Annotated in this window: 15 protein-coding genes; 3 read left to right on the top strand and 12 right to left on the bottom strand. The window is 52.3% G+C overall.

The features are described from left to right. Positions 1-69: 69 nt before the first annotated feature. The 4 genes from treR to KNP02_RS15040 form a co-directional block, all read right to left on the bottom strand. Positions 70-735 carry a trehalose operon repressor gene (treR, locus tag KNP02_RS02525; protein WP_251129124.1) on the bottom strand — a complete coding sequence of 222 codons (666 nt, stop codon included), beginning with the start codon at positions 733-735 and terminating at the stop codon, positions 70-72. Positions 736-826: 91 nt separating this feature from the next. Further along, the gene (locus KNP02_RS02520; RefSeq protein ID WP_034778644.1) at positions 827-1,675 is read right to left on the bottom strand and encodes a DegV family protein; all 849 of its coding nucleotides are present in this window, start codon (positions 1,673-1,675) and stop codon (positions 827-829) included. 94 nt (positions 1,676-1,769) lie between these two features. Beyond that, positions 1,770-2,462, bottom strand: a complete 693-nt coding sequence (locus KNP02_RS02515) for a response regulator transcription factor (RefSeq protein WP_034778646.1) — start codon at positions 2,460-2,462, stop codon at positions 1,770-1,772. A 25-nt stretch (positions 2,463-2,487) separates the two neighbouring features. Beyond that, positions 2,488-3,612 carry a sensor histidine kinase gene (locus tag KNP02_RS15040; protein ID WP_214707148.1) on the bottom strand — a complete coding sequence of 375 codons (1,125 nt, stop codon included), beginning with the start codon at positions 3,610-3,612 and terminating at the stop codon, positions 2,488-2,490. A 174-nt stretch (positions 3,613-3,786) separates the two neighbouring features. On the opposite strand from KNP02_RS15040, the gene KNP02_RS02505 reads away from it, so the two are divergent. After that, a complete protein-coding gene (locus KNP02_RS02505; protein ID WP_214707146.1) occupies positions 3,787-4,428 on the top strand; it encodes a YigZ family protein in 642 nt (213 codons plus the stop codon). A gap of 41 nt (positions 4,429-4,469) precedes the next feature. Next, positions 4,470-5,492: an LCP family protein gene (locus tag KNP02_RS02500; RefSeq protein WP_029594991.1), complete on the top strand. Its 1,023-nt coding sequence runs from the start codon at positions 4,470-4,472 to the stop codon at positions 5,490-5,492. A 51-nt stretch (positions 5,493-5,543) separates the two neighbouring features. Here the strand turns inward: KNP02_RS02500 and KNP02_RS02495 are convergent, their stop codons facing one another. From KNP02_RS02495 to KNP02_RS02470, 6 genes are all read right to left on the bottom strand, one after another. Next, on the bottom strand, positions 5,544-6,596 hold the full coding sequence (locus KNP02_RS02495) for a glycosyltransferase family 4 protein (protein ID WP_214707144.1): 1,053 nt from the start codon (positions 6,594-6,596) through the stop codon (positions 5,544-5,546). Positions 6,597-6,720: 124 nt separating this feature from the next. Continuing rightward, positions 6,721-7,131, bottom strand: a complete 411-nt coding sequence (locus KNP02_RS02490; protein ID WP_214707142.1) for a Rok-like winged helix domain-containing protein — start codon at positions 7,129-7,131, stop codon at positions 6,721-6,723. A 147-nt stretch (positions 7,132-7,278) separates the two neighbouring features. Further along, on the bottom strand, positions 7,279-7,944 hold the full coding sequence (gene pgmB, locus KNP02_RS02485) for a beta-phosphoglucomutase (RefSeq protein WP_214707140.1): 666 nt from the start codon (positions 7,942-7,944) through the stop codon (positions 7,279-7,281). Positions 7,945-8,141: 197 nt separating this feature from the next. After that, a complete protein-coding gene (locus KNP02_RS02480; protein WP_034778659.1) occupies positions 8,142-8,477 on the bottom strand; it encodes an Asp23/Gls24 family envelope stress response protein in 336 nt (111 codons plus the stop codon). Between the two features lie 73 nt (positions 8,478-8,550). Then, entirely contained in the window at positions 8,551-9,606 is a 1,056-nt protein-coding gene (locus tag KNP02_RS02475; protein ID WP_214707138.1) for an acyltransferase family protein, read from the bottom strand. A 37-nt stretch (positions 9,607-9,643) separates the two neighbouring features. Beyond that, a complete protein-coding gene (locus KNP02_RS02470) occupies positions 9,644-10,195 on the bottom strand; it encodes a hypothetical protein (protein WP_214707136.1) in 552 nt (183 codons plus the stop codon). Positions 10,196-10,447: 252 nt separating this feature from the next. Here KNP02_RS02470 and KNP02_RS02465 point away from each other — a divergent pair, with 252 nt between their 5' ends. Beyond that, positions 10,448-10,936 carry a hypothetical protein gene (locus KNP02_RS02465; RefSeq protein WP_034778666.1) on the top strand — a complete coding sequence of 163 codons (489 nt, stop codon included), beginning with the start codon at positions 10,448-10,450 and terminating at the stop codon, positions 10,934-10,936. Here KNP02_RS02465 and KNP02_RS02460 read toward each other — a convergent pair. Both KNP02_RS02460 and KNP02_RS02455 read right to left on the bottom strand, forming a co-directional pair. Next, positions 10,933-11,532, bottom strand: coding sequence for an alpha/beta hydrolase (locus tag KNP02_RS02460; protein WP_214707134.1), 600 nt, complete (start codon positions 11,530-11,532; stop codon positions 10,933-10,935). The genes KNP02_RS02465 and KNP02_RS02460 overlap by 4 nt on opposite strands. Next, entirely contained in the window at positions 11,529-12,473 is a 945-nt protein-coding gene (locus tag KNP02_RS02455) for a VOC family protein (RefSeq protein WP_214707125.1), read from the bottom strand. The genes KNP02_RS02460 and KNP02_RS02455 overlap by 4 nt, the downstream gene beginning before the upstream one ends. Between the last annotated feature and the right edge of the window lie 43 nt (positions 12,474-12,516).

Genomic DNA, 12,516 nt, shown 5'->3' with positions numbered 1-12,516 from the left:
CGTTCAGTATTTTTGTTCCCTCTTGCCTTGATTCAAAACGAAAAAAAGACTCCTTTCGAAAAAGGAGCCTTACCGGCGCGCCACATCGCTGAACTGGAACTTGTCGAGCCGGTGGCGGGACTCGGTATACTCGAACTGTCTGCCCTCATAGAGGAACGTGTCGTTCGTGATGACGATGACGTACTCGTAATCGTGGAGGTCGAGCCGCACCCGGTCGAGCTCGGTCACATCCTCGGCCGCGATCTTCCGCTTGGCGTAACTGATCTGGAGCCCGAGCTCATGCTCGACGTACTCATAGATCGAGCGGGCGGCGATCTCTTCCGTCAGTCCCGGAACGAGGTCTTTGACGAAATAGTTCACGTCTAGGATGACGTCCTCCCCGTCGAAGTTCCGGACCCGTTCGATCCGGTACATCCGCGTCCCCGGCTCCAGGTTCATCCGGTCGGCGAGCCAAGTCGGCGCCTCGATGTCCTCGAACGAGGCGACCGACGTCTGGATCGAGCGGCCGAGCAAGGAAGCGTACACTTCCGAGAAGCTGACGATGCCGTTGAATTGGAACTCGATTTGGTCGCGCCGGAGCACGAAGACGCCTTTCCCGTGATGCTTCCGGACGTACCCGTGCTCTTGGAGCAGGTCGAGCGCTTTCCGGACCGTGCCTCGGCTCGCCTCATACTCATGCATGAGCTCGGTCTCGGATGGCAGCTTCGACTCCGCCGCATATTCCCCGGTCTTCATCCGCTCGGCGAGGCGCTCATAGATTTGACGATATTTGGCCACAGGCTCACTCCTCTCTATCGAAAAAGACGACCGGATGGCCGTCTTTTGTTTACCACTCGCGGCGATACCACGTGATGCCGATCGCACCAGGTCCAAGGTGTGTCCCGATGACCGGTCCGAAATGACCGCCCGTGACATGGGCCTGTGGAAACTTCTGTTTCATCGATGCGATCTCCTCGGCCTGACGGTCCGGGCAGTTGGCGTGGATGATGCCGATACAGTAGCCTGCACCGTCGCCCTCGATCGATTGTTCCATCATCTCTTCGATGCGGCGGACCGCCTTCTTGTACGTCCGAATCTTTTCGAACGGGACGATCAACCGGTCTTGGAAATGCAACACCGGCTTGATTTGAAGGAACGATCCGACGAGCGCCTGTGCCGCGCTGAGTCGTCCGCCTCGTTGGAGGTGGTCGAGGTCATCGACGACAAAGTACGCACGAATCAACTCGCGCATCTTTTCAAGGTGAGCCATGATCTCCTGTGCCGACGCGCCTGCGTCACGCAGATGAATCGCTTCTTCGACGAGGAACGCTTGAGGCATACATGAGATCTCCGAATCGAACGCGTGGACGTTGACGTCGACCATACCGTTCAAGGCGATCATCGACTGGTACGTGCCGCTGATTCCGCTCGAGAGGGTGATCGCGATCACATCCGTCACCTCGTCCGGCAAACGTTCAATCAATTCGATCGTTTCCCCGATGCTCGGTTGGGAAGTCGTCGGCAAGTTCCCTGCCTCGATCCGGTCATAAAACGCCTCGGTCGTGATGTCGACGGCTTCGCGGAATGACTCCCCGTCAAAGATCACGCTGAGCGGGGCGACGTGGATGTCGTGCCGCTCACAAAATTCGGCCGGCAAATAAGCAGTACTGTCGGTCAAAATGGCTATGTTTCCCATGCTATATCCTCACTTTACATCGTTTCGTTTTCCAATTGAATGTGGATTCCATTCCATATTGTAGCATAAAAACGATGTATTGCATCGGTAGAGGTCAAATCTCAACCCATCCGCGGCGGATGGCATCGACGACGGCTTGCGTCCGGTCGTTCACTTCCATCTTGCGAAGCACCGACGAGACGTGGTTCTTGACCGTCTTCTCGCTGATGAACAACATGTCGCTGATGTCGCGGTTCGAGCGGCCCTCGGCGAGCAAGTGCAACACTTCGACTTCACGACGCGACAACAATTGGTAGACCGGATCGTCCGTGCGGTTCTCGACGTTACGGCCGGCCTGCTCCCCTTTGAATTGGAGCAAGCGACGGTATTCCTTCAAGACGTTCGTCGTCACTTTCGGGTGCAGGTACGCCCCGTCTTTCGCGACCGAACGGACCGCCGAGATGAGCTCGGTCGAAGCCACTTCTTTGAGCAGGAAGCCCGATGCGCCCGCTTCGAGCGCGTGCGTGATGTACGACTCGTCGTCGTGGATCGACAGGATGAGGACACGCGTCTCCGGTGACAGCACCGACAACTGTTTCGTCGCCTCGATTCCGTTCAGTTCAGGCATGTTGATATCGAGAATCAAGATCTCTGGTTTGTGGTCGGCGGCGATGCGAATCGCCTCGGTGCCGGTCCGTCCTTCGGCGACGACCGTGAATTCATCCTCTAAATCAAAGATCCGTTTCAAGCCTTCTCGAAACAGCTCATGGTCATCCACGATCGCGATGCGTGTTTGTAATTGTTCCATCTGGATACTCCCCCTTGTTCTTGTCTTACGTGATTGGAATCGACATGCGGACGACCGTCCCTTTGCCGACTTCCGAATCAATGGTCATGCTTCCGTTCACAAGCTCGATCCGTTCCCGCATTCCAACGATCCCGAACGACTCCTCGCCAATCGTGCTCGGCACGAATCCGACCCCATGGTCCCGTACATGAATATGTATCGCGTCGTGCGCTTGCTCGACGTTGACGATGATCTCCGCCGTCTTCGAGTGTTTGATCGCGTTTTGAACGGCCTCTTGGACGAGCCGGAACACGTTGATCTCCAGTTTCTCAGGCAATCTGGCCCGAGCCCCCCGGTAGTTGAGCCGTGTCTTGATGGTCGTATATTCCTCGGTCTGGTGGAGGTATCGTTCGAGCGTCGGCAAGAAGCCGAGGTCGTCAAGTGACATCGGACGAAGGTCGTAGATGAGCCGCCGGACGTCGACGAGTGCGCCGCGGATGAGGCGTTTCAGCTCGTGCAGTTCGGCGAACGCCTCGTCTTTCCCGCGCTTGTCGAACGTCTTCTCGATCAAATCGGCTCGAATCAAAATATGAGCAAGCGATTGCGCCGGTCCGTCGTGCATCTCACGGGCGAGGTGACGCCGTTCCCGTTCGGCCGCCTCGAAGACGCTGATCGCCATCTCTTGTTTCTTCATCATGTCGGAGTACTCTTGCTGCAGGTCGTCCCGAAGGAAGTTCAGCACGACGGAGACACGGCTGACGAGTTTGTCGGCCCGTTCGATCGTGTCCTCGAGGACGAGCAGGCGGCGTTCGAGGTCGTTGCGACGCTGTTGGCCGGCCATCTCTTCTTTTTGGATGAGAAAGCGCTCGAGCTGCATTTGGTTGGCGCGTTCATACGCCTCTCGAATCTCTTGCTCGCTATGTATATGAAACTTCTTGCTCACTTGGACGAGTTTGTTCTTCGTCGCTTTCACGAGCAGGTCGAGCCGTTCCGACTCCTCGATATAAAACTCGATCTTTTGCGTCAACTCTTTCAGTTCGTTTTGAATCAACGAATACTCGTTGGCCGAACTCTCGGTAATCCGGACGATCTCCTCTTTACTTTCCGTCACCGTATCAATCATATTTGTTATGATATGTTCTAAAGCTGTACGATCGGTAATATGATTCACGATGCCATCCCCTAATAATTCGGTAGTAAGTCTTCATCTATTCCTATTATCGACTGCGGAACGTTCGTTTACAGTAAAAAATGGAGGCTCTCCTTCCCATTCGCCGCACCAGGCGTTGACGCCTACTTGAATTTTAAAAAAAATATTCAAAAATAGAAAGGAGAATTTTCAGAAATGTCTACTGAACAAAATTATACTATAAAACAAGACGGAGAATACGAGGTCGTCATTCAAAAGTCAAAATTTATCGCCCACTTCAAACGGGTCACCTCTGAAGCAGAGGCGCAGTCGTTCATCCAAGCCATCAAGAAAGCTCATTGGAGCGCCAATCACAACTGTTCGGCCTATATCATCGGCGAGCGCAACGCGTTCCAAAAAGCGAACGATGACGGCGAGCCGAGCGGGACGGCCGGGCTGCCGATGCTCGAAGTGCTCCGGAAACGCGAGTTGAAAGACACGGTCGTCGTCGTCACCCGCTACTTCGGCGGCATCAAGCTCGGTGGCGGCGGATTGATTCGCGCTTACGGCGGCACGGTGAGCGAAGGTCTCGACGCGGTCGGCATCGTCGAGCGCATCCCGATGCAACGCTTGACGCTCACGGTCGATTACGGCTGGATTGGCAAGGTCGAGAATGAACTGCGGCAATCATCGTACCTTCTCGACGACATCGTCTACGCGGACACCGTCACGTTCCACATCTCGGTGCCGGTCGAAGAGACCGAGGCCGCAATGGCATGGCTCGTCGATTTGACGAACGGACAAGGGGGACTCGAGACCCAGGACCAGCGCATCATCGAACGTGATTTTGTGCGGTAGGTCACGTATACTAAAGGAAACGAATGAAATGAGGAGACGACATGGAACAAGACTCCCGCAAGAAACGCCCCGTGTGGAAGATCGTCCTGCTCGTGCTCGGCCTCGTCCTGTTGATTGGCGGGTCGGCCTTCGGCTACTTCGTCTTTAAGGCGAACGAGACGGCGGAGAACACGAACAGCGAGCTGACACGAGGTGACAAGTCGGACCGTCGGGAAGAGACGGTCGACCTGACGAAAGATCACTTCTCCGTCCTACTCGCCGGCGTCGATGGCGGCGCCTCGCTCGAGGAAGGACGGACCGACTCGCTCATGGTGGCGACGTTCAACAAGGAATCGCGCCAAGTGACGCTCGTCAGCATCCCGCGCGACTCATACGTCGACATCGTGACAACGGACGGCGAGTTCAAAGACAAGATCAACCACGCCTACGCCTACGGCGGCATCGACACGACGATCGCGACGGTCGAGAAGCTGTTCGACATTCCGATTGACTACTACGCGACGATCAACTTTGACGGCATCGAGGATCTCGTCGATGCGGTCGGCGGCGTCGAGGTCGATGTGCTCGTCCCGATCTCGGGCCGGGCGACCGGTAACGTCGAGCTCGAACCCGGCGTCCAAATGTTAGATGGAAAAGAAGCACTCGCCTACGCGCGCATGCGCAAGGACGACCCTGAAGGTGACGTCGGACGGGCGAAACGTCAACAGCAGGTGCTCGAGGCCATCATCAACGAGGCGACGACGATCAATTCGTTCACGAAGCTCAACCGGATCATGAATGCGGTCGGCGATAACATCCGAACGAATATGTCCTTGTCCGAGGCGTCACAGCTGCAGCCGTATACGAAGTCGCTCCGGTCGTTCAACCAAGAGACGCTCGCAGGCGGTGACTTGACGCTCGGCGGTGTGTATTACTACGAACTCGACCCGGCCGATTTGAGCGAGAAACGCACGCTCTTGAAGAGCGAACTCGGCCTGCCGGTGACGGCGGAAGACAGTGACAACGGAACCGGCGACGGCTTGAATGAAACGGAAGACGGTTTCAGCGAGACGACGACGTACTGATACCAAAAAACGACCGGGGACGCGTGTCCCGGTCGTTTTCATATGGTCACATCAGGCCTTCGGCCGGCCGAGCAGGCGTCGTGATGTCTGGATGATCGGCTTATAGTTCGGATGGATCAACTCGGTCGATTCGACGATCAGCTCGATGACGATGAGCACGATGACGAACGTGATGACCGCCCCGAGCATCGTCGTCTTGGCGAACAGAATCGAGGCGATACCGAAGAAGAATGTCATCCCGTACATGAGCAGAACGGCCTGCCGTGTCGTGAAGCCCATAGCAATTAGTTGGTGATGCATGTGGGATTTATCTGGTGACATTGGCGGACGTCCTTGAATTACACGACGCATGATAGCAAATATAGTATCAGAAATAGGTAAGCCTAATAATATTACCGGTACTATTAAAGAAAAAAGAGTAACATTTTTGAAGCCAAGTAATGAAAAAACAGCTAACATATATCCAAGAAATAACGATCCAGTATCTCCCATGAAGATTTTAGCCGGATAAAAATTATATATAAGAAAACCTAATACACTTGAAAGTAACAATAAAGTAGTGATCGTTAAATACACATTCCCTTGAATTATGGCTAATATTGCAATTGTTCCAAGCGCGATACTCGAAACACCGGCAGCTAACCCATCAAGACCGTCAATTAAGTTAATTGAATTCATAATACCTATCAACCATAAGCACGTTAACGGCACGCTCCACCAGCCTAAATATAATTGCTGATCAAAAGGCAAATTAATCAATTCAATCCGCATACCTGAATTTAAAATAATAACTGTTGCAATCATCTGGCCCATCAATTTAACGCGTGCTGTCATTTGAAAGCGGTCATCGATAAAACCGGTCAAGATGATGACAACCGCCCCAATCAGGATGGCATCATTATATCGACTCGTCGGCAGCAAAAGAGCATAACCAATGAAAAAAGCAATGAAAATAGCAAGGCCACCGATCCGTGGCATAGTTTTTAAATGTACTTTTCGGGCGTTCGGGTGATCGACCGCTCCGATCAGAAAAGCAAACCGGCGAATGAGCGGCGTGATCAAGATGGCCATCACAAAACTGACCAACATGGCAATCCATAACATGGGCCAACGTTCCTCTCTCGTAAAAATAGACTCTGGCGAATTATAGCATATTTCTCTTGAGGCGAAACGTATCAGAAATGTTACAACGAAAAAATCCCGACGACTTTATGCATCATCAGGAGTATCACTGGACAGTAGAATTCGTTGTCGTTTCTTCTATGACTTCGTATGTATATAACCCTCGTCCTATTTTTTTTATTGACGGATTAACTGTCTCTATTTTCACCATCAACTGGTAAATATTACTGATTTGGTGACGGTAGCGTAACTCTAGTTCCATTTGTATATCTCGAACGTTCATTGTTTTACGCTCTGCTAACAAATCAGTCACTTGGTGTACATAAACTTCAATAGGATAACGCTGATTAACACGTCTAGGTCGTAACCTTCTAAGTGACTCTGTGAGTGTTTCTTGTTTTTGACTACGATTAAGTTCTGAAATCAAATACTCAGCACGTCTTTGAAGTTGACGATACGATTCTTCAATTTCCATTAGTTCACGATAAATACTATCATTGACTTCTTTAAATTCCATTAATATCCCTCCTCAATTTAAAGTGTAACGTTACTGTAATATGTTTGTCATCCAAATTCAACTTCTGATAATCTAATTTTTGACCCAACACAAAAAGATGACGACTGTTCGGGGCAGTCGTCATCTCACGGAAGATGATCGTAGTCTTTACGCGCCGACGCGTTCGAGGATGCGTGCGAGCGAGAGTTCGTCGGTCGAAGCGACGATGAGGTCTGCATGACCAAGCATCGATTCTTCCCCGACGGCGACAGCAAACATGTTTGCCGCTTTGATTGCAGTCACGCCTGCGGCTGCGTCTTCAACACCGATGGCATGTTCGGGTTTCACGCCAAGGGCAGAGGCAGCCTTCAAAAACACTTCGGGATGTGGTTTCGATTCGGCGACAGTTGCTGCATCGACAATGTGATCGAAGTAATGACGGACACCAAGTGCGTCAACGACCGCAAATGCGTTTTTAGAAGCCGAGGCCATTCCGATTTTGAGACCAGCCTCTTTGACTTCATCGAGGAATGAAATGATGCCCGGCAACAAGTCGGCTGAAGAGATGTGTTGAATGAGTTCAACGTAATGTTCGTTCTTCTTCTGTGCGAGTTCCGCTTTTTCATCCGGTGTGAAATCGTCCTGTCTTCCACCGAGCGCGAGGATGCGCTCGAGCGAGTCCGTCCGACTCACGCCTTTTAGCGTCTCATTGAACTCGCGGTCAAACGGAATATCGAGCTCTTCTCCGAGTTGTTTCCAAGCGAGGTAATGGTACTCCGCGGTGTCAGTGATGACACCGTCCAAATCAAAAATGACTGCTTCAATCGTCGACATACATGCTTTCCGCCTTTCCTTCTAATGTTTCTGTCGTCAGACTACATTAAGGGAACTTGACAAGTACCCGTTGCACGATTGGTCATTGATGCAAACGGTTGCACTTGTTCGATTTCTATTATAAATGAAAAAGCCATCATCATGCAACCGCTTTCGCAAAAAAAAAAAGCAGGAGAAGCATTCGCCTCTCCCACTGCTTACAACTGGATGCCGACGACTTTCACGTTGACCGATAGCGGTGTCATCGCGAGCATCGTATCCATGTCTTGCGTGATGCGTTCTTGTACGGCTGTCACCGTCTTGACGATCGATTGACCGTAAGCGATGTAGAGCGACAAGTTGATCGTGACGCCTTCTGACGATTCGTCGACTTTGACGTGCTTCATGAGCGCACGCTCCGACAGTTTCGTATCTTCTTGCGTGAACGACACGTGTTTCGTCTCTTTGACCGCGACTGCGGCGATCATTTCGACGACGTGACGTGAGACGTTGACGTCTCCTTCTGTGCTATGCATTCCATTTTCGTATGGCATGGTGTCACTTCCTTAACTCTAGTTTCGCTTCCCTTTATAAAGTGTAGCGGAAAACGTCCGTTTAGAAAAGGGTTTACGGTTTTGCATCTTTCACATCTTGGGCACGGCGGACGTCGATCTCGACGAGCGGCTTCAATAGCTTGACGACCGGCGGGCTGATGATCAATAGGACGATCAAGAAGGCGACACCGAACAAGACGAGAAATTGGAGCCATGACGTCGGCATGAACCCGGCCGGTACGAACGCCTTCCAGGCGACGACGAGGAAGACGTGCACCAAATAAATGTAGAGACTGTACTTTCCGGCCCGAGTGATGACCGGTAGCTCGCGCCCCGGGATGATGAGTGCGAAACTGATCGCCATGAGGATCGATACCGTATAGACGATCAAGAAGGCGAACGGGCCGCTCCAGATCGCCTCCGGCACCGCCGTCTCATAGGCGAACCGGAACTTGAACAAGTTGCCGATATGATAGAACGCGCTCTCGTTCTGAAGACTCATCGAGGCGAGCAGCCCGAGCGTGAGCGTCGTGAAAACGGCAAACCCGCCGATCCGATACCGGTTCCGTTGCTCGGCCCGCTTCGGCAGTTCGAAGAAGTTCATCGTGTTCCGCGCGCTCATCCAGTTCCCGATCAAGAAGAACGGATAGAACATGATGACTTTCCGCAGGGCGAAGAAGCCGGTCGATTCAGCTTGGAAGCCGAACAAGAGCGCAAATAGGAGCGCGTACAGCAAGTATCCTTTCAACTGGGTCACATACGGGGTGATGACGTACCAGATGATGATCGCCATCAAGTACCAGAGCGCCCAATACGGCTTCAATAGAATTAGTCCCGGGTTCTCGAGCGACAAGAGCGGGATGCCCTCGGTGAAGGCAAACCATGAGCCGAGGATCACTTGCCAGATGACGTAGACGACGAACAGCTGGATGACGCGCAAATAGCGGTTCTCCCGGAAGAAGTAACCGCTCAGCATAATGAATAACGGCATGTGGAACGTGTATAAGAATAAATAGACCCATTTCGGCAAGATGTCGTCGTAAGCACCGCGCACGTCCGTCAACAAGTGACCGAACACGACGAGCAAGACGAGCACGCCTTTAATATTATCGTACCAATGATTTCGCATAATTCTTCCTCATATCTTACATATTTTTTCTAGTCGATCACATCTGATTGAGTGACCGTTTTTTCTGTTCCCACCACTTGAGCAAGCCAGCCTTGTCTTCAGCCGGAACATGCTCCATCAAGAAATCGACTTCTTCTGTCAAGCCGAAGACGACGAGTTCTGGTTCGGATTGAATCGTCTTCATCAGTCGTTCGAACTCAGTAAAGAACGCATTCAATTCGCCAGGTGCGACTGAATGGATGACATCGGCTTGTTTTTCCACGTATTCAACGAAATAGTACAGGTAGAAGACACGGACGTAATTCCGCAAGACAGGGTCTGCGAAGGCGTTCGCTTGTTTGACGAGTTTCGCCCCCTCACGTAATTGATCAAATCGGAACATGTTCCTTGCGTTGGGGGAATCAAGCTTCTTGATGGATTCAATCAAGCGTTCCACTTCTTCCTGCTCGAATCCTTCCATGAAATAACGGTTCAACGTCGTCTTCACTTCTGCATGCTGTTTATACAGACCAACGATGAGCTCAATCAACTCGTTTTGGTCGAATTGCTTGAGCTCGGTCCGCAACTCGCCCACCTTCATCTTCTTCATCCAATTCCCTCGCTTCATTTTTTGCCTCATTCATCATAGCCGATTTTTTGAACTGGTGAAATTACGTTTCCACAAAAAAATGATGACGTCACTGTCATCATTCCCCGGATTTGCCCTTCGCAAGCCGAAACGTCAAGAAATCTTCATCCGACAGCATGTTTCAAGCGTATTCAAATAGACGAGAGTGGGTACAATATAGTATAGTAGCCTTACCAAATAATCAGAATATTCTAATAAAAGGAGGTGTGGAGAATGGCTTCCGTCATTCGTAACCGTCACCACATGGTACATGACCCGAAACGTTCATTCTCTAACTTCGGATTTTGGTGGTTCACCGGCGCCTTTTCCGTCGGACTGCTCATCGTCGCCTTCGAACCGATCCGGGAACGATTCACCGCCATCCATCCGATTCTGTCCGTGCTGTCCTTTGTGTTCCTTTCGTTCTTCATCGGTGTCGCCATGAAACTCGCGCGTGACGTCTGGTGGCTCAACTACCTGCTCGAACGCACATCGAACCGATACATGTACATCGGGGCCGACACGCTCCGTAGCTGGCAGTACACGCTTGACTCCATCTGGTTATTGACCCGCACGTCACAAAAAAAGCTCGGCCGATTGTATATCCAAATCGACCGAACTGTCCGTTCTGAAGAGGCGAAGCGTCTGTTCGCCGCCTATTTGATTGATCGTGGTGTGCTCGTCGTCTACTCGAGACCATCGAAACCGAAGAAGATGGCTTAACCGAGATACGGCGCCAGCCAGGTCTGCGCTGCCTCGACTTCTTCCATACGTAGCTCGTGCCCGCCTTCGTGATAGAAGAGTTCAACGTCCGCTCCGGCACTTCGGAGCGTCGATGTGAGCTCTTCTGTTTCTGTTTTCGGGCAAATCGGGTCACGTTCTCCGGCCGAGATGAACACGTTCGTACCAGCGAGGTCCGGTAACGTGAGCGAGCGGTCCGGGACCATCGGGTGGAATAAGAGCGACACGTGGAATGCGTTTTGTCGGTACAGCGCCGAGCCGATCAAGTTGGCGCCGTTCGAATAACCGAGCGGAATCATCTTGTCCCGGTCGATGCCGTACTCTGTCGTGGCGTCATCCAAGAACGTCAAGAACCGTTCCGTCTGTTTCTTCAAGTCCTCGAGGTCGAGGACGCCTTCCGCGTGACGGCGGAAGAAGCGGGACATGCCGTTCTCGAGGACGTCCCCGCGCAGCGTCAAAATGTTCGCCTCCGGGGCGAGGATTCGAGCGAGCGGAATCAAGTCCTGTTCCGTCCCTCCTGTACCGTGCAATAAAACGAGTGTCGTCTCGGTCGTGCCTTTGATGAATTGATGAATCATGTCATGTCTCCTCTCGGGATTGTAATCGTCGGTAACGTGCGAGTGATCGCCTCGCGGTCTTGTTCGAACCAAGCCGGGAGTTTGAGTGTCGAGCCGAGGCCCTCCAAGCTCTCATCAATCAAAAAGCCAGGGGCATCGGTCGCCAGTTCGTGAAGAATCCGGCCGCCATCATGGAAGTAGACCGAACGGAAATAGTGACGCTCTTTCACTTCGGTCGGGCGTAGCCCGAGCTCGAAGATGGCATCTTGCCATGAGGCATAGTCTTCCCCATCATTGATGCGCCAGGCGATATGATGGACCGTCCCCGAACCAGGAACCCCGTTCGGTAGGATGGTCTTTTTCACATCGATGACGTTGCCGTAGTCGGCCGTCGCCTCGAGGCGAATCCATTCTGAATCTTCCCATACCGTCTCAAAGCCAAACAGCCCCGTCAACAGGCGAACCGTCGCCTCCGGGTCTTTCGACAATAACGTCGCCCCGGCAAAACCAACAATCGCCTCGCGTGACGTCACGCCCGGCACGACCCAACTTGTCTGTTTCGTACTGGTCCGGGCGACAAGCTCGACGACAAGTCCGTCCGGGTCTTCAAACAAGAGCGACGGCTCGCCGAAGCGCTCGGTCGCGACCGTACCGACGCCATGGTCGTTCAATCGTTTCTCCCAGAACAACAGACTGCCTTCCGGGACGAGATAAGCCGTGACACCGACCTGTCCGCTGCCGACGCTACCTTTGCCGATTCCAGGGATCGGGAAGAACGTGATGACCGTCCCCGGTGACCCTTGCTCGTCCCCGAAGTAGAGGTGATACGTGCCCGGGTCGTCGAAGTTGACCGTCTGTTTGACGAATCGAAGTCCGAGGACATTCCCATAAAAATCTAATGTACGTTGTGGGTCTTTCACCATCGCCGAGATGTGATGGATACCCGCTGATTGCTTCGTCATGTCATGTCCTCCTTTTTATTATCTTGATTTCAAGATAAATCAT

It is taken from the genome of Exiguobacterium sp. s40, from assembly GCF_018617905.1.
GTDB lineage: Bacteria > Bacillota > Bacilli > Exiguobacteriales > Exiguobacteriaceae > Exiguobacterium > Exiguobacterium mexicanum_A.
The sequence above is the reverse complement of the archived record's forward strand: the minus strand, read 5'-3'. Positions and strand labels throughout refer to the sequence as shown.